Genomic DNA, 20,783 nt, shown 5'->3' on the forward strand with positions numbered 1-20,783 from the left:
ACACCATCACGCAACGACAACTACGAAGGAGGAGCACGCTAAATATGACCTGATACCCAACGACAACTACCCCGTTGACCGGCCAAAATAGTTGTCGCTGACCGGCCGCGCTGCTTGACGCTCTCTACGTTACCGGCGACAAGTCGGTCAAGGTATCGCACGATGGTCGGCGCATTCGCCTGTCGTTCGCCTGTGGCTTCAACGAGGCGATGGTGCTCAATGCGGTGCTCGTGAAGCGCATCTACTCGCGCGACGGTCACCGTTTGCCGCGTGGCTTTCGCTACTCTGGGCAGGGCATGCTGGATATGGAAACGTATCTGGTGCAGGACGACCCGGTGCGAGCGTTCGACCAGTTGCTTGATCGGATCCGCAGCGTAGGCGGGGAGCCGCAACTTGCACCCGGTTTCATGGAGCACTTTCGCAGACGCATGCGACGCGGCCAGCGACAGTCAGTACCGTTGCGGCACGTCGCCTGGACCACCGGTGCGGGATCGCAAGACCACGTGTCGGGGGTCGCGAAGGAGACCCACAAGGTCGACGCGACGCGCTGGGCGAGTCCGCTCATCAAGGCCGGTGCCGAAGTGCAGTTCGACCGCGAGGCTGACGGCCGATACCGATACGCGGTGCATGGCGTTTCGTATCACCTGTCGGTCGACGAGCTCAATGCGCGGTTTGTCGTGGAGAACGTGAGCGAGGGCTGGGAAGTCGTGCACGAAGGTCTGTGCGTGCGCTTTCCGGACCAAGCTGCGGCGCTGCGCGCGCGCGTGGAGGCACTCGGCGTCGATCAGTGGCTCGACTGGGAGTTTCAGGTCGATGATCTGGTTGAGACGCTGCTCAAACCGACAGGCTGCGTGGTCGCGCGGGAGCAGGGTTGCGGAAAGTCACGGCTCGCGCTGGCGTTGATCCTCGTCTCGGGGGTGAAACACGGCCTCATCGTTGTTGAGTCCCGGCTCATCGAGGAAATGCTCAAGGAGATCGCGCAGTTGCCCATCGCGGCCGATCAGGTGAAGGTGATCGAGTCGGCGGCGGACCTCTGCGATCTGCGGCGCATCAATCTCATATCGTATGAGCGTCTGCGCATGCCGGTCGACAAGGCCGCGTCTCACCGCGTGACATACGCACATCGGCTTCTTCGTCGAATTGGCCTCCTGGTGGCCGACGAGGGCGAGCGTCTTGCCAATCCGACGAGCGATCAGAGCCGCGCGCTCTGGCAGCTTTCGGCGCGGCGGCGCTTCGTTTTGACGGGAAGTCCCATTCCAAATTACCCGAGAGATGCCTTCGGACTGATCGCGTTCGCGGGTGGTGACGGAACGGCTGCTCAGCCGTATGGCTACCGCGTGGGGTACCTGGAGCAAAACTGGATCAATTCGGTGGAGTACGCGATGCGCGGCGTGGATCGGTTCAGGGATGACTTTGTGGTGCTCGAGTGGGTTACGTGGGAATTCGCGGAGAGCCTGCAGGATGGGGCGAAACGCGAGGTGCCAAAGATTGGGAACCTGCATCGCTATCGGGCGATGCTCGCGCCGCACATTAAGCGGCGGCTTGTCGCGGAACCCGAGGTCTCGCGGTACATCAAGATCGAGCCCCCGGAGTTTGAGGTGGAGACGGTCAAATGGGACCGAGGGCATTTGGCGGCCTATCTCCGCGCGGCCGACGAGTTTGCTGAGTGGTATCGCTCATCGCGCGATGACAAGAAGGCGTGCAACCTCGTGACGATACTGGCTCGCATCCGTGCGGTGCACTTCGCCGCTAACTATCCGCAGTTCGGGATGGACGGCATCGAGTACATCGGCGGCTGACGAGCAAGCAGCGCGCAATCGTGGCCCGCATGAGAGCGATCGCGGAGGAAGGCAAGCAAGCAATCGTGTTTGCCGAGAATCCGGGCGTGCTCGATCTCTTAGCCCGCGAGCTTGAAGCGAACGGGGTGCAGACGGTGCCATTTCACGGTGAAATCCCGATCAAGCGTCGCGTGGCCGATAAGGACAAGCGCTTCTTGGGCGGACTGGCCACCGGGCTGATGGCTACCAAGGCATCGGGTCGCGCGGGTTACAACCTGCCGAATGCTGACTACATCCTTTTCTACGACCGCTCGTGGACGTGGCGCATCGAGTATCAGGCGATGCGGCGCGCTCTGCGATGGAACCGGAAGGGCGTGCTGAAGGTGATCTATTACCACCTGCCCGGCAGCATCGACGAGTATCAGGACCAGATGGTCGCGCACAAACGTGACGCGACACAGGCGGGACTGGACTGGGCGACGCCGGAACTCGAGGACGAGACGTTCCTGCATATGGATTCGCTGCTGGATCGCTTCGTGGATGACCTCGCATTACTTGCGACCGAGACCCCGGTCGATATGCGCAAACTTTTGAAGGAGGCAGCCTAATGCCGAAAGACTCGAATGTGTCTGTGTTGGTCGGGGAGCGCGTCGTCACGGTCAAACGTGAAGGCTCCAATCGCGCGGTGCTGGCGAAAATCCTCGGGAAGGTGCAGGTTGAAGGCGTCGAGGTGCTGTGCCTCGATCGGCTTGTGCACGAGAGTCACGAACAGCAGTTTGGCGAGTGGACTTTAGCCGGTGCTGTGACGACGCTGTTGTCGCGCTCGCTGCCGGATGCTGTCGTTCCAGCGTGAGACATAGCGGCATCTTCGGATGCCGCATGTCCACCGATCTGCTTTGCTCCCGACCCGGCTTCCGGGCCGGGTTTTTTTTCGGCTGCCGACGGCCCGCTTGGGAGACCGTTCGGCCACCTATCGGCAGGTTTTCGCCATAGGCGTCGCTATGGTTCGGTGTACCGCATCGTACAGTCCCCAAATTCCATACGCTTCCTGCGCGGTTGGCGTCCCCCGATGATGCGCCGGCCGTCTTTGGGCGCTGGCGCTTGCCGGCGCCCTTTTTCCGTGTTTCATTGGTGGGAATGCGGTGTGCAACGACAGTGTCCCCCAACTCGCAACGAAAGAAAGCATGAGCAAGTCGCCGGACCTTAATAAGCAACCAATGACATTCATGGTGCCCGACCATCTGGCCGAGGCATTCAAGGAAACTGTCAGCGACTTCTTCGAAAAAGCATGCAGCGGCTCAACGCCGGCCCAGCGGGCGGCAGAAGTACGCGCCCAGGACAGCGACGCGGGACTCGACTCGCTTGCTCATCTTGTCGACGTCGCCGAGAGCGATCCAGTCAGGGAAGCGTCGTCGCGCGGTTTCTAGCAAACCTGTACAACGGATACGAGTTCCCTTTTGACCTGGCGGACCTTCGCCAACTTAACCACGACACCTTTGAGCATTGCCTGCGGGTGTTGAGGCTCGATAGCAGGAAAGCGGTGGACGTGCAGCGTTATTTCTCGAAAGGAGAGGCCCGCTGGCAGGCGTTCATCAGACGCTGGGGCATTGCTCGCAGCGGCCCTCAAGCCCATCCGGAGGAAGACCTCGTCTACTCTTGCCAGTACGAGAGCAAGCAGGACGCGCAGGGCCATCGAGACGTGACGCTTTTTGTGAGGCTCGCGGTTGGGGTCGACGAGGTGCGCTCGGTTGGCCTCGCGTTCTCGGCTGCGGATTCCGAGCGTCTCGCGGCCGATCTCGTGTCAGTGCATCGCCTTGCGTGGGCTCGCGGAAAAGCGTTGGATGCCGACGAAAACGAGCCGCGGCCGGGCTGGTTGTGAGAGAGACGCTATGAAATTGCGAGCTTTGACCCGGCATGCTCGCGAAGTAAACCGCTATCTTTGCTCCATCACCCGCGTCTTAGACGCATCGACCCCGCGCTGAGCCTACTCAGCCCACGTTGTTCAACCCTTTGGGAACCACTCCCAAAGGGGGCAGGTTCCCTCTCAGGAGCCCTGTCATGCAGCAACAACCTACTCTCGCTCTCAAGAACATTCAGGTCAGCGTCAATCCCCGCAAGTATTTCGATGCTGCGGAGATGGAAGAGCTGACCGCGTCCGTTCGCGAAAAGGGCGTCATCCAGCCCGTCATCGTGCGCACGCTCGCCGACGGAGGTTTCAGCCTCGTCGCTGGCGGCCGCAGATACAAGGCGGCGCTCGCGGCGCACGGCGAGGACTATGAAATCCCGGTCGTCGTTCGCGAGATCGATGAGGTCGAGGCCAAGCAACTCGCCATCATCGAAAACATCCAGCGAGCCGACATGTCGCCCGCCGAAGAAGCCATTGCCGCAGCCGAGCAGGTCGGGCTGTGCAAGGGCGATCGAGACGAAGTCGCGCGCATATTCGGTTGGTCGCGTGCGACGCTGGATAAGCGCCTTGCGCTGATGAACTGCAGCACGCCTGTGCTTGATGCGCTCAGCACGCGCCAGATCCTCCTCGGTCACGCCGAGCTGCTTGCTGCGCTCCCGAAAGAGACGCAGGACAAGCTGCTGCCGGTGATCATTAAGGAGGGTAAGGCAGTGGCGGAGGTCAAGAAAACCATCGAACAGGTCGCCTGTTCGTTGGCGGCCGCGATCTTCGATAAGGCCGACTGCGCCGGATGCCCGCACAACTCGTCCACCCAGGGCGAGATGTTCGGCGAATCCATCGGTACGGGAAACTGTACGAACCGCACCTGCTACAACGAGAAGACCGAGAAGATGCTCGAAGCGACGGCCACTGGCCTGCGCGACGAATATCCGGTCGTGCGCATCGTGCGTGCTGGCGACAACCACACGCGCGTGCAACTCGCCGTCGACGGCCCGAAGGGCGTCGGCGAAGAGCAGGCAAAGGCCTGTCACGCGTGCCAGAACTACGGCGCGGCGGTGAGCGGCCTGCCGGACTCGATCGGCAAGGTCTATCGCGGCCAGTGCTTTGACACCGTCTGCAACATGAAGATGGTGGCGGCGCAACTGCAAGCGGTGAAAGCCGCGACGCAGCCGAAGCCCGAGGCAGCCAAGGGAGGCGCGAAAGCGTCGCCCACAGCAGCGAAGGGCGCGGCCGGTTCGTCCGCGCCATCGACGACGAGCAATCCGCCGGCGACGGTGGTGGCTGAGTCGGACAGGATCAAAGCTTATCGCGTGGCGTTGTGGCGAAAAGCCCTGCGCCGCGAGGTGGGAGCCGATCCCGCGCTGGCTCAGCGATATCTCGTTGCGATCGCGCTGTCCGACCAGATGCGCTGCGTCGATCAGAAGACGCTGTCCGGCATCTGGGAAAAGCTCACGCAAGAGCAGATCCCGGCTGGCGACGTCTCGAAAGCGGCTGCGGCTTCCACCGTTGCCAACGACGCGCAAATCGCTCATGCCGTTACGGGCGTCACGGTCGCCGCGATTCAAGGCCTCGACGTCCAGCACCTCACGCGTCTTTGCAAGCACCATCACCTCGATCTCGCGAAGCACTGGAAACTCTGCAAGGAGTTTCTCGAACTGATCACGAAGTCGGAAATGATGGTGGTCGCTGACGAACTCGGCATTCGTGCGGCGCTCGGCGACAACTTCAAAAAGGTCTTCGGCAAGTCCAAGTCCGAGGTCATCGACGCGCTTCTGGCCGTCGAAGGCTTCGACTACACGGGCAAGATCCCGAAGGTGCTCGAGTTCTAAACGCGCGGCTCGCCCGCGCATCGACTGCAAGTTTCCATCCTTGATAGACCGCCTCCCTCTGGATGGCGGTCTTTTTTCTTTTTCAGGAGTTTTTCCATGTTTGTAGCTATTGAACCGCTTCTGCGTCACTGCACGAAGCTCACGTTGTCCTTGCAGATGAAGGGCGACGAGATGATTGTCTGCGTCATGCCGCAGGGTGCTGCGAAAGACGCCGCCATGCTCCAGCCGCTCGCGCTCACGGCAACGGCGGCCGAGCTGGAAGGGGGTTTCGTCGACGCGCTCGCGGCCTATACGGGCGCGCACGCGTCGCTCGCCGAGCAAGTTGCTGCGACTACCGCCATCCTCGAGGCCGCCAAGACGACGCAAGTCTCGAAAGCGACCAAGACGCTGGCCAAAGGCGGCAGCAAGCCTGCTCTGCCTGCGCCCAGCAGATCGAGCGGGCAGTCGCAGACCGACGACGATGACGCTGACGATAGCGTCAACGACGGCGACGACGCAAAAGAGCAAAGCACCGCTTTCGAGCAGTCGACCGTTCCGGCCTCGGCGGAACCGGCTAGCACCGGGACTAACCTCGCATCGCTTTTCGACTAAGGAGCAGACATGGCTATCTCAGTTGCGAAGCTCACTCGCGAGTTCGTCTACAACGGCGTGACGTTCCCCGATCCAGGCCCGACCTTCTCGCCCGACGATGTTCGCGATCTCTACTCCGCGCAGTACCCCGAGTTGACCACCGCGGCCATCGACGGACCGGCTATGGAAGGCGAAGTCATGCGCTTCACGTTCGTGCGTGCGGCCGGTGCGAAGGGTGCCAAGGGTGCAATTACGGCCCGCCGCGCCCATGCGTAAGCGCGACCTCCTTAAAGCCTTGTCCGATCCGGACTTGGCTCTTTCTCATCAGCAACCGCCCGGAAGGGCGGTTTTTTTTCATGACAAGGAGATCGAGCAATGCTCTTCGATCCTCGCCCGTCTGGTGCAGAAGTCGCTGTCTCGGGAGAGCCTTGGCAACCGCGACGCGCTTCCGCTGCCCGACGTCGAACTCCCAATGATTTTCTAAGCCTCCCGGCCATCGGCTCGGACGTCAAAACGCGCGCAGTGATGCGTTGGAACGCCGAAAAGGATGTCGCCAGCCTCATCGCGGCCCAGTTCAACTCGGGCGTGTTGAGGCCGCGCGACGTACCGGAGTTCAAAGGCGCGGGTGACGCGCTTGCCCACGGTTTCTTTGCGTGGGCCAAGCGTCATACGCCGCGTCTGGACTGCCTTGGCTTTGACTTCGTGCTGTGCGACGTGCAGGCGGTGCAAGACGTTGTCCAGTATCAGGAGGACAGCAGCGAGTTCAATCCGACCTCGCCCGTTTATCTCGGCATCGAGATAACGGAGGAGAGCATCTTCGAGATCGGCAGACGTGCCGCCGAGCTTCGCAATGTTCATCCACGGTTGGTGTCGACAGCGATGGTGCTGATCAATCGTGCAGCCGGACGCACGATGTGGGTTCGGACGCCGGACGAGTTCCTTGGGGAATTCGCATCCTGGTTCTGGGATGGCGACTCGAACGCAACCGATGAGGAAGCGCGCGAGATGCTGACGGACCGGTTCGGCGACGACGAAGCGGAGATCGAGCATTACCTCCCTTCCGTTGTGCGTCCGCAGCTTTGTCCGGACGACATGGACGTCTACCGCTGGAACGCTAAGAGCCGACGCTATCTACCTCAACGGGCGCTTGGCGTCGCGGCCCTTAGGCGGCTTCAGCGCTTCACCTCCGGGCGCACGCGTCGCATCTGCGCGGAGCTTGAAAAGCTCTCGCTGATGCTGCAGCGGGTCGGCAACCGCGACCTCTTCGGTTGCGAGTATCGGCCCCGCTGCGCATATGCAGCCGCCACGCTCACCGTGCAAAACGACAGCCGCGTCGGCGATGTACTTGATTCGCACTACGAGTACCTCGCCAGCGCCGGCGACGGCACGACTTACCTCGGCTTTACGCCGCTTACCTCTACGCCTGACGCCATCCGCAAGCAGTACGCGAACTGGTCGCAGGGATTATCCATTCTTGGCCAACTGGACCGCGTCATCGCGGGTCTCGCGGCATAACGAGGAGTTATGTATGAAAGGGCTTGATATTGGCTCCGACCGCGTCGACGAACTCGCGGCGATCAGCGCCATCTTGCTGTACGGCCGTCAGGACCGCAGCGCCGTCTACGGCACCGTCCATCCGGTGATGCAGGGCAAGAGCGGCTGGGCGACGATCGGTGCCGGAAGGCCGATCGACCGCATGGCGCTTGTTGACTGCCTGCGTGAGCTGGCTCAAAACGCTGCACCGAAGGCGGAATTTCTGCCTGAGACGGTGCTCGCAGTGTCGCAAGAGGCGGTGATGTGGTGGTGCAGACCGGCGATGCGAAGAGTCTTCTTCGATTGTCAGGAGATCGGGCGGCGCAGTGCGGTAGTCCCGCATCCGGGGTTGGTGTTCCGTGCCGCCTCGAGCGGGTTTTCCGTGTTCGCGCTGCAGGAAGACAGCCGGCCAACGCCTGAATCGAAGCTGCACGAACCGCCTTACTTTAACACCTGGGACTGGGGGCGGATCTGCATCGGCTCGGCGCATGTGCCTAAGCGCATCGATATCGAGTCGATCGGCGGATGGGAGGGCGGATTCTTCGAATCGGCCTTCACGCACCCGAACCACGGGAACAAACGTGTTTCGCATCCCAATGGTGAATTCGCTTTCTGGAAGGAAATGCTCGACGGCAAGTACGGCGAGCAATTCCCGAAAGACGCGCTCGTCCCTATGGACCTTACCCTCGCTGAGCTGATCGCCGGCAAACAAGGAGTTTGATGATGAATGCTGGTGCTTTGAATCCTGCGGATGCCGCGCTACAACGCTCGTTTCCGACTGTCATGGTGCCCCGGCGTGAGCCGGTCGCGCCAATGCTAGCGGCGGGTGAGCGGCTGCTGATCGGCGAGAACGGTATCTTTCTAGAAATCGATCTGCCGTGGCTCTCGGTCGTTCGCCGCATTGCGCACTACACAGTCCTGACCGCGATCCCGTACGGGAAAGTGGCCGAGTCGACGGAGTTGCGCTGTGGTGCGGTGCCGTCCGAGTTGATCGGCGAGTTCGTCGCAATGGCGCGCGCCGCGCATCCGCTGGAAACCGGTGCGTGGATCGTCTGGAACGTCGAGACGAAGCAGTTTCGCCTCGCGCCTGTGAAGGTGCTGTCGCAGGGGACCGGGTCGCTGAAGTACGAGCGGCCGGATCTTCTGCCAAGCGAACTGCGGGTGATCGACTGCCATTCGCATGGCGCGCATCCCGCGTACTTCTCGCCGACAGACAACGAAGATGACCGACACGAGACAAAGTTCGCCTTCGTCGTCGGCAACTGCGCGTCGTCGGTGCCAAGTATGGCGATGCGGCTGTGCGCCAAAGGCATCTTCGAGAACGTCGAGCGCGTGCCGAGCAGTTGGTACGCGGCGGCTCGCGCGCAGGAGGTTGCATGAACGGGTCCATCCGACATCAACTTCCTTCGCGGATGCTCGAGCGGAGCTGGAATGTGGTCGTAGTAGGCGCGGGCGGCACCGGAAGTGCGGTGCTCCCGAGCTTGGCGCGGCTGCACCACGCGATGCTGGAACTGGGCCACCCGGGCGGCATCGACTGCACCGTCTTTGATGACGACACCGTCAGCCCGACCAACGTCGGCCGGCAGGGCTTCTATCCGAACGACGTGGGCGAGTACAAAGCCTCGCTTATCGTCAATCGGCTAAACGCACTGATGGGCACGAACTGGCGGGCGGAAACCCGGCGATTCGGTCCGGGCGAGCCGCTCTACAACGTCGATCTCGTGATCGGCTGCGTCGATACGCGGGCCGCTCGGGCCGCGATTGTTGGCGCCGCCCAACACACGGGGGCGTACTACCTCGACTGCGGCAACGACACGGATCGCGGCCAAGTTGTCATCGGTCAAGTCTGTAGCAAGAGCTACGCGCTGAAACATCCTGAACGGCTGCCGCATGTGGGCGAATTGTTTCCGGAACTGATTGACGCGAAGCTCGATGCGAAAGACGAGACCCCGTCCTGTTCGATGGCCGAGGCGCTGCGCAAGCAGTCGCTGGTCATCAATCAGGCCATCGCGGTCCAAGCGTTCAACATGCTCTGGACCATGTTTCGAACCGGCGCTGTGCCGTTCTCGGGCGTGTTTGTGAACCTCGCAACGGGGCGCACAAATCCGATTCCGTTGGATGCGGCCGCGTGGGCGCGCTTTGGGTACGAAGTACCGAAGCCGCCTGTGAAGAAGGCGAGGAAAAGCCGAAAGTCCAAGCTCGCTGCCTAGTTTGTCGTTGTTCCATCACTGCCGACCTCCGCAAGGGGTCGGCTTTCCTCTTTCACATCCCAGCGGGTACGCAGCCCGTTGGGGCTGCTCCGCGTACAAATGGAGCAAAACATGGGTTCTTCGGTTTTGACGGGCAAGCGCGCAGGCGCAATGCAAAAGGCCGACGGCGAGTGGATCTACGCGCTGTTCGAGCGTGGCTACGAATCAAACGTCTATCCGCATACCGACCACTGGTCGGCAGTGGCGCTGGGCAATTATGCGCAGGTCATGCGCCGCATCTTCTCGCATGCGACCAGTTGTGAGGGCGGGATGCTTCGAAGCCGCAATGGATCAATCCGGCCCGAGAACTACATCGCGAGTTGGAGAAGTGAACTCGCCAAGCCCACGCTTCTTCGGGACCGGGCGGTTGATCTGTCGGTCGGCTCATCGTGCTACTCGGCGGTGCCTGAGTCGCAGTTGGACGATGTCCGGTTGTCGCTGATTCGGGCGGGGTTCGAGTCTCGTACCGATGAGTTGGTCGGCGGCAGTTTGAGCGTTTCGCTGCACGCGGACATCGACCTGCTGCTCGCGATCTATGGGAACAGCGGCCCGCTGAGCGTTTGGCGGGTGCTCAAGGAGTACGACTGTGGGACCGCGCATATCGAGGTGCCGATACCGTCCATCACGAAGACGGCGATGGAGCGGATGCCCGAGGTGCGGTGTCATTCCATCGACCAGCACAATGTATTGGTCGCAATGGGAGCGGCGCCCTGGCGGCATGCTGGCTGGCAATACAGCGCGGTCGGCTCCTTCATCACCGAAGTCGCGTATCCGGTGGAGATGGAAACGCCAGGCTTCGCCAAAAAGGCGATCCCCGCGTTCCGCGACGCCTTAAGCGACGCGCCGCAAGCGCCAGCGGCAACGCGCATCACTGTCACGCGTGCGCCGGAGGGCACGGAGGAGTGGCGGGTTCGCCGCGCTGACGAGCTTGCACAAACGCTCGGTCTCGTGGCCGAAGGCGCATCTGCGCCGGCTTCGTTCAGCTTCGCGTTTGGCGACTTGCTCAATCGCGAAGACACGGACCGGCTGCTGTACGGCCTCGGTTCGTTCAGCGATGCGCAACTCCAGTGGGAGGTGCCTGTCGCGCGTGCGGGTGCCCAGCCGGATGCGGCCTTCTTCTCCGCGGACGTTCAGCTCTCGCTCTGTCTCGCCTAGTGCTGTTTTGATCAACGCCACGCTCCCGGTTTCCGGGGCGTGGTTTTTTTTCGCCCGCTAGAAGGCGAAGCTCGCTTGCGCCGGGACTGACACGGCTGCGGGTGTGTTGGCATCTGCGTCGGCAGCCGAGGGCGCGCCTTGCCGCTGTGCCAGCAGTTCGTCGTACCGGCGCATGACATCCGTGGCGCTGGTGTGGTCGACCTCTATACCGACTGTCTGGGCGACGCGGCGGCGCACGCTCGCGAGCAACCGGGCTTCGTCGGGCGTCGGGCGCACCGTCGGCAAGCCTGACGTGAAAAACAGGTGCGCCGGAATCTGCGCCTCGATGGTTTGGCGCTCACTGGCCGCGGCCTTGGCACGCGCGACGTCGGCCACCAGTTCAGGCAAAAGAAGGCGCGGCGCGACGTCAGGGAGCCACCTGTCATTCAGGTATCGCGACTGCTAATGGCGACCTCTTGATGCCCCAGTGACCGAGTTACCACTACTGACGGATGACGAACCATGTACCTAATGCCGCTCCCGTTTCTGCTGGGAACCTTAGCAGGACTGTTCTCACTCGCTCTGCTGATGAGCGGGATATATATTGTCTGGTCTTGGTATGTTGGCGCCCTTGTCGCAACGGGCTGGCTCGTCTCAGGCATTGCAATGCTGGTCTGGTCAGCGTTCGGCCGTTCGCTCGTGCTCCTTTTCTACCCCCGAGGCGACGACGAGCCTAAGTCAACCCGAAGCCCGAACGCCAAAGACGTCAGAGCTGCCGACGGAGCGCGACTGCACGTTGAGTCCGAAGGATCAGCGCAGAAACCGACAATCATCCTGACTCACGGCTGGGCACTCGACAGCACGGCGTGGTACTACGTGCGAAAGCATTTGTCGGCACGATATCGGCTCATCCTTTGGGACTTACCGGGGCTCGGTCTGTCGGCCCAACCGAGCGACGGTCGCTACAGCGTGGAGCGCCTTGCCGAGGACCTCGTGCGCGTGATAGACGAGGCGGGCGACAAGCCGGTGACTCTCGTCGGTCATAGCATCGGTGGGATGATGATCTTGACACTGTGCCGGCTGCGTCCAGACCTGCTCAGGAAGAAGGTCAACGGCATCGTCCTTGTTGACACAACTCACACGTGGCCGCTTAACACGGTGATCGCAAGTGGGTTCCTCAAACTACTGCGTTGGCCGGTGCTGGAACCGCTTGTTTTGCTTACTATCGTGCTCTCGCCGTTGGTGTGGCTGATGAATCTGCAGAGCTATGTGAACGGAACGAGCCATATCGTCAATCGTATCAGTTCGCTTAGTCGAGGCGTGACGCGCGGCCAGTTAGACTTTGCTGCCCGGTACAACCTCAAGGATAAGCCATCAGTGCTTGCTAAGGGGTTGCGTGCCGTACTTCGCTGGCGGGAGGACGAAACTCCGCGAACGATCTCCGTGCCAACGCGCATTATTGCGGGCGACGCCGACCGCATTACCAAACCAGAAGCTGGTGCGCAAATGAGAGACCTTGTGCCGAATGCCGACCTAGTTATGATCTCGCCCGCAGGGCACGTCGGGCTTCTTGAGGAGGGCAAGAATATAGCGACGCAATAGAGGAACTTGTACGGAAAGTTTCGGCGCGAGAAGGAAGCCAGCGTGGCGGCACGCTCAGCTGAGACCATACGCTATGGGGAGCGAGTCATGACATCACCCATTCCTGAAGATCATATCCGCATGCTGGCGCATCTACTTTGGGAAGAAGCAGGACGTCCGGAAGGCCGGTCTGACGAATTCTGGGAGGAGGCGCAGCGACAATTAGCGAGCGAACCCGGAATGGGAACGGCGACTCGGCGTGAGCCCACCGGTAACACCCCAGCTTCGGAATAGCGCTCGTCCCAAGTCGGGTGCCAACGGCGATCGCTTTATTCGAAATTGTACGGCCGCGAGCAGGTCAGACACCGCGGGAGTGAGCGACGACATCACGCGCCCGGGCCGGATGGAAGGACGGGCGGGTAGTGCGCAGCGAGGACAGGTCGATGGTTTGGAGCATGGCGAAGAGAATCGAGTGAGCTTGATTCATCTTCGCAGCTACAGCGCAAAGTAAAGGCGCGAGGCGCATCCGGCGATGCCGCCACCTCCTATGCCGCTACGCGAAGGCGATCCGTCGACAGTCCAGCGGCCGCGAGGGCGGTTTCCAGCTCGTCGATTGAGCGTGCCAGCGCTGCGAGGCGCGCCCGTTGGGGCACCAGCAGCATGTAGTGACGATCCAGCGCAGCCACGCGCGAGCGCCAGTAGACGGGACCGAAAACGGCCGGGGTGGTCGAGGGAGACAGTGACCGAAACACCGTTTCGAGGTGCGACAGTTCCACTTCCGCATCACGCGCCGTACGTTTGGGCAGGTTTATCTGCGCGACAGCCGCGCTTCCCGAGAGACGCTTTTTCATGATTGGTCTGATTGTAGTTTTCGTGAGTGGCGCCGTTCCTCGCATATACCGTGCCGGGCCACGGGGGCGTTTTCGGACGCTGGCGGATGGAAACAGTAAAATGTCTGAGCAAACGTTTGCGCGCCGCGTTATAGTCGAATCTCTCTCTCGTATCCGCTCCCCCGGCGGACGCGTCTTTAGGCCGATGCACTTGCATCGGCCTTTCTTTAAGCGTTTTCTAAGACGAAAGCCGTAAGATCGCGCCGCTTTATGCGCCGTTTTACACGTTCGGCGCGGCAGCGGCTTGTTACACTACCGTTCTCTCAGGTTCGTCACCGGCCCCTCGTAGGCTGACGGATCCTTTAGCGCCTCTCCAGAAATGGAGCAGGCGCTTTTTTTTGCCCCAAGCGAACGGTACGGGCTCTCAAGATCGGCGGCAGGTCGCACCCCGCATAAGCGTTCGCTTTTTCAGTAAACGCTGACACTGCCGATAATCATCTGGTACTTATTTACGTCTGGCGGTTGTCTTGGAGCATAGGGAACCGTCAGGACGTTGATGTCTTTCCTGTCCCTGGAAAACAACAACGGCGCCCGGCGTTGCGTGCACGCACAGTCGGGCCGATCCAACGGAGAAGCAATCAATTGATCTACGGCAAGAGGAAATCAGAAAAACTCCCGGCGCGGGGCGATCGGGTTGTGTTGCAAAAGACGCCGGGTGATGCATATGCCTAGCCGGATCTATCGCACGCCCGCGCGCCTGTCGTTGGTCCTTTGCATGCTCTTCGGCGTTGCGGTCACAATCGCCGCTCCTGTATTCGGCGACCATGCGGCGGCGGTCAAAGTAGCGGACCATGAACAACTGATCGGTCGTGACCTTGTCGAGTCGATCGACAAGATCCTGGACACCGTCACCTCGCGACGACGCAATCAACTCGCGTCGCTCGCCGGCAAACCATGCAGCCGGGTCGCCGCGACATTGGCTAATCTCGAGACCTATGTCTTGTACGTCCGCGCAATCGCGCTGGTTTCTGGCGACCGCCTCTACTGCTCTTCCGCGCTCGGCCAAGTCGACGTTCCACTCGCAAATTACCCGCTCGCACCGGGCAGTGGGGACAGCATTGGTCTGATGGGGCAAACACGCTACCAGCCAGGCGTGCCGGTGCTCGTGATCTTCAACCGGACGGCCCCCGGCACCGGCGTGCTGTCGGTGGTTGAGGGCGATTACCTCACGGACGCGCTGGCGCACGGCGTCCGATACGGGGCGCATACCGCTTCACTGTTGGTAGGGGACACTGGACGCATCACCGCGAGTGGCGCGTACGTGGGAGCGGCGGCACCGCTGAGCGCATACACGACGCGGGCCGAGTCGCGGAAATGGCCCTTTGCCATTCTCGTGTCGTCCTCTGATCGCTTCATTTCTAGCATGCACTGGAAGTATAGGGTCGCAGGCCTAGCGGTCGGGCTGCTGCTTGACGGCCTAATTGCAGCGCTCTACCTGCTCACCTTTGCCCCGAGGCGGCTGGTGCTGAAGGCCGTGCAAGAAGGGCTTCGCCGCAACGAATTCCACGTTGTCTATCAGCCGATCATTGCAATGGCCGACCGAATGCCGGTCGGCGTCGAGGCTCTGCTGAGGTGGCAGCACCCGAGATTAGGCGCAATAAATCCAGCTTCGTTTATGGCGGCAGTGGAATCGAGCGAGATGCTTGGGCCGGTCACGCAGTTCGTTATGGAAACGGCGGTTGCGGAGATGGGCCAGCGGCCCGCGGCGGTCCCCCTACGCATCGCTGTCAATGTCGCGCCGCGCGACCTAGAACGCAGAGGCTTTGTTGCTCAGATGGACGCGCTGACCGCTGAGTTGCCGGCTGGCGTCAGTCTTGTCCTCGAACTGACCGAACGGTTCCTGCTTAGCAAGAGCGCGCACACCGCCGCCACCTTCAACGCACTGAAGGCCAAGGGAGTGAAGTTTGCGATAGACGACTTTGGGACCGAGCATAGCAATCTAGATCTGCTCGGCCGGTTCCCGTTCGACTATGTGAAGATCGATCGGCAGTTCGTAACCGATGTGGACAAAGGCGGCGCCGAGCTCGTCCGGGGCATAGTCTCAGTCGCGCGGCATTACGGACTGGAGGTCATCGCCGAAGGCGTCGAGACTGAATCCCAGCACGCCGCGCTGCACGCGGTCGGAGTGCCGTTCGCGCAAGGCTACCTGTACCAGCGGCCGGTGAGGGCGAAGCAACTGGCGCAGCTGCGCGACGTAGCGACAACGTTTTGAAGCGTGGCGCGTACCGTCCAGAGTGGCGGAAAAGAAAAAAGGCATAGTGAAATCCGTAGCTTTCGCGTTTTGATCGCCTTCTCGGCTCCGTAGACTAGCGTCATTCCCCGCGCTTTTGCGCATCGACCTACCCCTCCAGCGTGCTGGAGGACCATCTTCTCTCCAGCCGTCTATGACGGCAATTTTCTGGCGACCCTCGTTGGTCGCCTTTTTTCGTCCCGTTGGGAGCCTATCCCTCCGGGAGACAGCTCCCATTATTTTTTGGAGTTGTCTATGTCTCGCAATCTCGCACCTGTCGTCAAAGTTTCCAGCAAGAACGGTTTCATGGCGAATCAGCGTGTGGTCGGTCAAGACGTCGAGGCCGCCAGCCCGCCGCAGCTTTACACCGGACGCATTCATTCGGTGTGGAGCGACGGCACAGCAACGGTGGATTGGGACTATTCGCTCAACCATCAAGCCGAACGGCATTTGGTGCAAAGCGGCCGTGTCAGACTGCATCACCTCAGCCATACCGCCTCGTAGGTCTTCGTAAATGACGCGTCCAGTGCAGTTCGCTGGACGCCGTTTCTTCAGGTCGAAATCTTTCCTTGATGGGAGCCTCCCATCGAGGGCGGCTCCTACCTTTGTCAGGAGTTGCCCTTGTTTCCGACGCTCAAACACGCTCTCAGCAGCCTCGCTTGGTACGCCAAGCAGGACGCTGAAGCCTGGAAGATGCTGTCGTTTCTCGTTGTCGTCGTGTCGCTCTCGACGACAATCGCCTCGGTTACCCACTGATTCGCGCAGCTTGCCGCTGCGTACTTCTCCTTCCTCTTCCCTTTGGGGCAACCAGCCCTTCGGGAATGGATTGCCCCGCTTTCATTTCAGGTGATCCATGTGCAAGTTTCTCTGCTCCGTGTTGCTTCTTTCGGTTCTAACTGGCTGCGCCACTGCAGACTTCGGTTCGCCGAACACCTATCAGCGCTACGACGTTCAACGCATCGGGCAATTCGAGCAGGCAACCATCCTGCGCGTGCGTCCGATCACGATTGAGAGCAATTCCGACTCGTCGGGCATTTCCTCCATCGTCAGTGCAGCAGCGGGTGCCTTCCTGGGCTCGCAAGTCATCGGCAATGGTCGCGGCCGCTACATCGCAGGTGCGTTGTCAGGCTCCGCTTCGGGGCTGATCGCACAGCGTGTCAGTTCCGTGATGTCTCGCCACACCGGCGTGGAAGTCTTCCTTCGACGCGCCAACGGCCAAACCGTTGTCGTGACGCAGGTCGATGACCAGCAGTTCGCGCCCGGACAGCAGGTTTTCCTTGTCTCGAACGGGTCCGGCTACCGGATCACCCACTAACCGGCGAATCGCCGCAACCATCTGACGAGTTATCAATGAACCACTATCAATTGATCGCCCACGGGCAGACGACGGGCTGGAATCCCTCGGCCAACGACGTGAACGGCAAAAACCTCTACGGGATGCTCCCGGTGGAAGTTGCTGCGCAGGCAGGAGACGTGGATGAGTTCGCGGCGATCGTGTCTCACCCCGAGTTCAGTCCGTTGGGCGCGCGGCCGGCTATGTTCGCCGAGGTTGGGCGGCTCAGCGACGGTTACGGCGACGCTAGCTTCAAACGCTTGAAGCCTGCGCTCGACGCTTACAAGGCGCGATTCCTCTAATCGGGCATCGCAGTACGTATCTTCTGAATGCGCGGTGAAAACCGCGCCAACCCTTGCGGGGCAGGCTCCCCGCAAGGGACCTGCCTCGTCTGCAATGAGGCAATCATGAAATTTTTCCGAGTGTTCTATGCGGACCGCAGTAGTGCCAATGCCGGCGCGAAAGCGGCTCTGCAACGTCATGCGGCGCGCGTTCTGCGACGCGTCGCCCAGGACTTGCGTCTTCCGGCGCATGCGCACGAGATCGTCACCGATACGCGTCGCGGCAGTTCTGCGGTACGGGTGTCGTTGCGCACGGAGACGTTGTTTGTCGACGTGCTCGAGCGGCAAGGTGGTTCAGGTGTTGCGGTGTGCTTCAGAACCCGGCGCGGCCGCTCCGACCTCACGGGCGGTGGCGAGAACCACGTCGCCCTGACGCAACTTGAGACGCCCGCGGGCTATCGAGCGATGCTGGACGGCCTGCGTTTGGCTGGCGGCATTGACTTGAAGTGCGGAGGTCGTCGATGAAACTGGCGAAGGTGAAAGTCGAATACAGCTGTGGTTTGACTATCACGGAGACAGCATCAGTCGAAACAGTGACGGGCGCTGTGTTCCTGCCGCCGCGTCTAATAGCGTTACTCGAAGCGATGAATGGCTCGGAGTGTCCGCCGGTGTTCACGATGGACTACGACGGGCACACCCTGCAGATACGCGCCGACGGCAGTAACTGGGAAGTGGCAGTTCCCACCGGGAACGGATCACGCTTGAAGCGATTGGTGGATTCGATCGCGTCTCCGACGAAAGGGCAACGTCAGCAAAATGGGCAGCTGCTCCACACTTTGTCAGCTGCTGCGATCGTCAGTGCAGCCGCAACCGTGCATTCCGCCACGTCCTTTAGCTGGAATCTTGTCGGTTCCGTCGCGCTACAGGCGGGCGGCGCAGTGTTACTATGGTACGTAGGCTTTCGATGCATGAAAGGAGATTAATATGACAACTGGCTTGGTTGTTTTTGGCTTCTCGGTCGTCATTTCCGCGTTCTTCTTGTGGACGAATCACAATGGGGAAAAGCGGGATCGCGAACGCGAGTGGGGCAAATGATTCGACACAGCGCAAGCTGAGTCCACAGACAAGACCGCACCCTTTGGGGTGCGGTTTTTTTTCGACTTCCTTTTCTAGCGCGCCTTCGGCGCGTTTTTCATTTCAGGAGCTGGTTATGTCTCAAGCAAACGCCGATGTGCTGTCGGGCGCTGTCAGCAACGGTATAGGCGTCGATGGCGTAGTCGATATCAGGTCAGTCGCCCGTCTGGACACCGACGGCAAAACGGTCGATCAGGTCTTCCAGGATCTGTGCCGCTTCGTGCGCGGAACGGAGCTCGAACCGGAGTGGCTTTGTCACGCAAGCCTGCAGGACGACGCGAACGAAGCCATGTACGGAGCGCGCCACAGCAGGCCGTGGCCCGAGCCGTCGTCATACGAACGAATCTCTGTTTCCGTGTGCATCGGAAACAGCGAGGGATGGCTCATTCATGTCGACTTCATCAGCCGACCGCAGCTTAGCGACTCGCTTGACCGCACCTACGCGATCATGCCGTTGCTCCGCGCGAAGGTTTTTTCGACTGACCACGCGTGGTCGCTCGCTCGTGTGATCGCCCGTCTAATCGACGCGGCGTAATCGCTTCTCAATTCTTATCCGCGCCCGTTTCGGCGCACTTAACCCTTGCCGCGCATCGACCCGACAGGGAGCGATTGCCCGCAATTTCTCCGAGGCAATCGACCATGTATCAGCTTTCCTTCTCGGGCTCCGCCCATTCCTTCCGTACGATGCTCGAAGTGCTCCGTTTCCTGCGAGAAGACGCGAGCGTCGCAGCAGTCGACGCGGCAGAGATCTCACTCACGTTCGTCAGCCACTCCGTATCCGTGACTCGCTATAACGGCACACTGACTGTTCGTCGGCCCGGGACGGCGACAAGCCTGTTCCTGTCGCTCATCGACGAAATCGACGCGGCCTACTTCAGACCGTCGTTCGCCGCGCTCGAAGCGTGGCAAATCCGGCGCGAGCACTGGCAACTGCTCTATCTGGCGTTCGATCTGGCGCGGGAGCCGCTGTATTTGTTCTCCTCGGATCAGATGGCGCAAGCCAACGAAGAGGCGGCGAAAACCGGCCGTCGCGGGCTAGACCTATTCGAGCTGCTGCAAGACGAGTCGCAGCGCCGGTTCGGGTTCCGTTACGCGGGCCCGCTTCTGGACAACCGGCAGAGCAACGGTCGGCACGAGGTTCATGTGGCCTACGCGCTCGCGGCGGGCAAGCCCGTTCCGCAGGCGGTGATCGATGACTACGCTTCGTTGTCGAAGTTCGATTCCGACTTGCAATGGGCCAAGCCGCTTCTCGCCGTGCCGGAGTTGCGTGGTGCGTTGCCGCTTGCGAAGCTCGTGCCGCTCGCAACGGTGATGCGTCATTCGAAGCAGGCGATCACCTCCGACAATGCCGCGCTGCTCGCGATGTTAATGGGTCTGGTCCCGAACTCGGCAACCACGGTCGAAGTCGACGACTTGCTGTACGCGAAGGGCATTCTCGAAGCGCATCCTTTGCCTGAGGCGTACCTGAAGCCCGTCGATGTCGGCCTGCCAACCTGCCAGTTCGCGGAAGTGCTGCGGCGTACGCTCGCCGATAGAGTGCGGGACAACCGGCTGGCGGAACTGGAGCAGGCACGGAAGTCGGGCAGCATCAGCGCACGCCGCTTCCAGCTCGACTCGCAACTGGCCATCGTCGATCACGGTAGGCATACGCACACGTTCGCCAACGAGTTTGCGAAAGCAGTGCAGACGGCCGACATGTCCCATCTGCTCAGCATTCTGGATAGGCCAGACGACGCTAACCGGGCGACTAAGCAAGCGGTCCGTGAGGTGTTCGGCATCAAGCTCATCGGTGTTCGCGCAGCGGCTCGACGCCGGGGCGTTTTCCAACTGGCAGGCATGGACGCCGTTCAGCAAGCAGAGTGGGAGGCGTTGTCGGTTTCCCAACGCGAGGCAAGGCGCGTCGCCCGCGAGGTTGCGCGTGCTCGCGAGGCAGCCCAGATGTCTCGGGTTCGCACAGCAGACGGTGCTGTGCTGACCGGTGCAGAGTGGGTGGATCGAACGATCGCGGAAGGCTTTACGCAGATCGCGGACGTGCGGCAAGGAGCGAGCGTGCGTTATGCGCTCGCTGACCCGGTCCGGAATCTGCAGGTCTCGCTTCGCGCGAACGACGGCACACTCGCGTATGCGCGTGTCGCTTGAACAGCGCGCAAGCTGATTCTCTTTCTACCAACCCGGCTACGTGCCGGGTTTTTTTCGTCACGCTGGCCGTCGGGATGGCTTAAGGCACCATTAATTAGTGACCTTTGCACGGATTGACTGACCGCACGGCCCCTACACTGCATCTATCACCCGCGTCACTGACGCATCGACCCAGCCGGCTTCGAGCCGGCTTTTT

27 protein-coding genes and 1 pseudogene are annotated in these 20,783 nt (G+C 61.2%); 26 read left to right on the forward strand and 2 right to left on the reverse strand.

What is annotated here, in order from left to right; translation table 11 throughout:
* Positions 1-209 precede the first annotated feature (209 nt).
* The 15 genes and pseudogenes from GV035_RS27005 to GV035_RS27060 all read left to right on the forward strand — a co-directional run bounded on the left by GV035_RS27005 (position 210) and on the right by GV035_RS27060 (position 11,020).
* Positions 210-1,799, forward strand: a complete 1,590-nt coding sequence (locus GV035_RS27005) for an SNF2-related protein (protein ID WP_328699815.1) — start codon at positions 210-212, stop codon at positions 1,797-1,799.
* Between the two features lie 29 nt (positions 1,800-1,828).
* Positions 1,829-2,386, forward strand: coding sequence for a helicase-related protein (locus GV035_RS29875; RefSeq protein ID WP_328699816.1), 558 nt, complete (start codon positions 1,829-1,831; stop codon positions 2,384-2,386).
* Entirely contained in the window at positions 2,386-2,631 is a 246-nt protein-coding gene (locus tag GV035_RS27010; protein ID WP_159838857.1) for a hypothetical protein, read from the forward strand. Before GV035_RS29875 ends, GV035_RS27010 begins: the two co-directional genes overlap by 1 nt.
* A 331-nt stretch (positions 2,632-2,962) precedes the next feature.
* A complete protein-coding gene (locus GV035_RS27015; RefSeq protein ID WP_159838859.1) occupies positions 2,963-3,205 on the forward strand; it encodes a hypothetical protein in 243 nt (80 codons plus the stop codon).
* Between the two features lie 5 nt (positions 3,206-3,210).
* Positions 3,211-3,324: pseudogene (locus tag GV035_RS30000) on the forward strand (DUF7673 family protein); the annotation flags it as partial.
* On the forward strand, positions 3,325-3,657 hold the full coding sequence (locus GV035_RS27020; protein WP_236572870.1) for a hypothetical protein: 333 nt from the start codon (positions 3,325-3,327) through the stop codon (positions 3,655-3,657).
* A 179-nt stretch (positions 3,658-3,836) separates the two neighbouring features.
* Positions 3,837-5,513, forward strand: a complete 1,677-nt coding sequence (locus GV035_RS27025; RefSeq protein ID WP_159838863.1) for a PRTRC system ParB family protein — start codon at positions 3,837-3,839, stop codon at positions 5,511-5,513.
* Positions 5,514-5,609: 96 nt separating this feature from the next.
* A complete protein-coding gene (locus GV035_RS27030) occupies positions 5,610-6,104 on the forward strand; it encodes a PRTRC system protein E (protein WP_159838865.1) in 495 nt (164 codons plus the stop codon).
* Positions 6,105-6,113: 9 nt separating this feature from the next.
* Complete coding sequence (locus GV035_RS27035; protein ID WP_159838867.1) at positions 6,114-6,359, forward strand: PRTRC system protein C; 246 nt, start codon at positions 6,114-6,116, stop codon at positions 6,357-6,359.
* Entirely contained in the window at positions 6,352-6,567 is a 216-nt protein-coding gene (locus tag GV035_RS29640) for a hypothetical protein (RefSeq protein WP_045463750.1), read from the forward strand. The genes GV035_RS27035 and GV035_RS29640 overlap by 8 nt, the downstream gene beginning before the upstream one ends.
* Positions 6,568-6,608: 41 nt before the next feature.
* Entirely contained in the window at positions 6,609-7,598 is a 990-nt protein-coding gene (locus GV035_RS27040; protein ID WP_236572874.1) for a PRTRC system protein F, read from the forward strand.
* Positions 7,599-7,611: 13 nt separating this feature from the next.
* Positions 7,612-8,337: a PRTRC system protein B gene (locus GV035_RS27045; RefSeq protein ID WP_159838871.1), complete on the forward strand. Its 726-nt coding sequence runs from the start codon at positions 7,612-7,614 to the stop codon at positions 8,335-8,337.
* Between the two features lie 2 nt (positions 8,338-8,339).
* Complete coding sequence (locus tag GV035_RS27050) at positions 8,340-8,996, forward strand: PRTRC system protein A (protein ID WP_159838873.1); 657 nt, start codon at positions 8,340-8,342, stop codon at positions 8,994-8,996.
* The gene (locus tag GV035_RS27055) at positions 8,993-9,826 is read left to right on the forward strand and encodes a PRTRC system ThiF family protein (protein ID WP_159838874.1); all 834 of its coding nucleotides are present in this window, start codon (positions 8,993-8,995) and stop codon (positions 9,824-9,826) included. Before GV035_RS27050 ends, GV035_RS27055 begins: the two co-directional genes overlap by 4 nt.
* A gap of 111 nt (positions 9,827-9,937) precedes the next feature.
* Positions 9,938-11,020 carry a hypothetical protein gene (locus GV035_RS27060; RefSeq protein ID WP_159838876.1) on the forward strand — a complete coding sequence of 361 codons (1,083 nt, stop codon included), beginning with the start codon at positions 9,938-9,940 and terminating at the stop codon, positions 11,018-11,020.
* Between the two features lie 57 nt (positions 11,021-11,077).
* Here the strand turns inward: GV035_RS27060 and GV035_RS27065 are convergent, their stop codons facing one another.
* Entirely contained in the window at positions 11,078-11,407 is a 330-nt protein-coding gene (locus GV035_RS27065; protein WP_201304078.1) for a hypothetical protein, read from the reverse strand.
* A gap of 114 nt (positions 11,408-11,521) precedes the next feature.
* Here GV035_RS27065 and GV035_RS27070 point away from each other — a divergent pair, with 114 nt between their 5' ends.
* Together GV035_RS27070 and GV035_RS27075 are read left to right on the forward strand one after the other, a co-directional pair.
* Positions 11,522-12,601: an alpha/beta fold hydrolase gene (locus tag GV035_RS27070; protein WP_159838878.1), complete on the forward strand. Its 1,080-nt coding sequence runs from the start codon at positions 11,522-11,524 to the stop codon at positions 12,599-12,601.
* A gap of 87 nt (positions 12,602-12,688) precedes the next feature.
* Positions 12,689-12,874, forward strand: a complete 186-nt coding sequence (locus GV035_RS27075; RefSeq protein ID WP_159838880.1) for a DUF2934 domain-containing protein — start codon at positions 12,689-12,691, stop codon at positions 12,872-12,874.
* Between the two features lie 251 nt (positions 12,875-13,125).
* Here the strand turns inward: GV035_RS27075 and GV035_RS27080 are convergent, their stop codons facing one another.
* Positions 13,126-13,431, reverse strand: coding sequence for a hypothetical protein (locus GV035_RS27080; RefSeq protein ID WP_159838882.1), 306 nt, complete (start codon positions 13,429-13,431; stop codon positions 13,126-13,128).
* Between the two features lie 754 nt (positions 13,432-14,185).
* Between GV035_RS27080 and GV035_RS27085 the strand changes: the two genes are divergently transcribed.
* The 9 genes from GV035_RS27085 to GV035_RS27120 all read left to right on the forward strand — a co-directional run bounded on the left by GV035_RS27085 (position 14,186) and on the right by GV035_RS27120 (position 20,587).
* Complete coding sequence (locus GV035_RS27085) at positions 14,186-15,682, forward strand: EAL domain-containing protein (RefSeq protein ID WP_236572876.1); 1,497 nt, start codon at positions 14,186-14,188, stop codon at positions 15,680-15,682.
* A gap of 273 nt (positions 15,683-15,955) precedes the next feature.
* On the forward strand, positions 15,956-16,204 hold the full coding sequence (locus GV035_RS27090; RefSeq protein WP_159838884.1) for a hypothetical protein: 249 nt from the start codon (positions 15,956-15,958) through the stop codon (positions 16,202-16,204).
* Between the two features lie 117 nt (positions 16,205-16,321).
* Positions 16,322-16,456: a hypothetical protein gene (locus GV035_RS29800; RefSeq protein WP_268892297.1), complete on the forward strand. Its 135-nt coding sequence runs from the start codon at positions 16,322-16,324 to the stop codon at positions 16,454-16,456.
* Positions 16,457-16,553: 97 nt separating this feature from the next.
* Positions 16,554-17,015 carry a glycine zipper 2TM domain-containing protein gene (locus GV035_RS27095; RefSeq protein WP_159838886.1) on the forward strand — a complete coding sequence of 154 codons (462 nt, stop codon included), beginning with the start codon at positions 16,554-16,556 and terminating at the stop codon, positions 17,013-17,015.
* A gap of 35 nt (positions 17,016-17,050) precedes the next feature.
* On the forward strand, positions 17,051-17,335 hold the full coding sequence (locus tag GV035_RS27100; protein ID WP_159838888.1) for a hypothetical protein: 285 nt from the start codon (positions 17,051-17,053) through the stop codon (positions 17,333-17,335).
* A 105-nt stretch (positions 17,336-17,440) separates the two neighbouring features.
* Entirely contained in the window at positions 17,441-17,839 is a 399-nt protein-coding gene (locus tag GV035_RS27105) for a hypothetical protein (protein WP_201304079.1), read from the forward strand.
* Positions 17,836-18,297 carry a hypothetical protein gene (locus tag GV035_RS27110; protein WP_159838890.1) on the forward strand — a complete coding sequence of 154 codons (462 nt, stop codon included), beginning with the start codon at positions 17,836-17,838 and terminating at the stop codon, positions 18,295-18,297. Before GV035_RS27105 ends, GV035_RS27110 begins: the two co-directional genes overlap by 4 nt.
* A gap of 227 nt (positions 18,298-18,524) precedes the next feature.
* Positions 18,525-18,983, forward strand: coding sequence for a hypothetical protein (locus tag GV035_RS27115; protein WP_159838892.1), 459 nt, complete (start codon positions 18,525-18,527; stop codon positions 18,981-18,983).
* Between the two features lie 104 nt (positions 18,984-19,087).
* Positions 19,088-20,587 (forward strand): hypothetical protein, encoded by a 1,500-nt coding sequence (locus GV035_RS27120; RefSeq protein ID WP_159838894.1) that lies wholly within the window; start codon positions 19,088-19,090, stop codon positions 20,585-20,587.
* The last annotated feature ends 196 nt before the right edge of the window (positions 20,588-20,783 follow it).

This window comes from Burkholderia sp. 8Y (assembly GCF_902506145.1).
Lineage (GTDB): Bacteria > Pseudomonadota > Gammaproteobacteria > Burkholderiales > Burkholderiaceae > Caballeronia.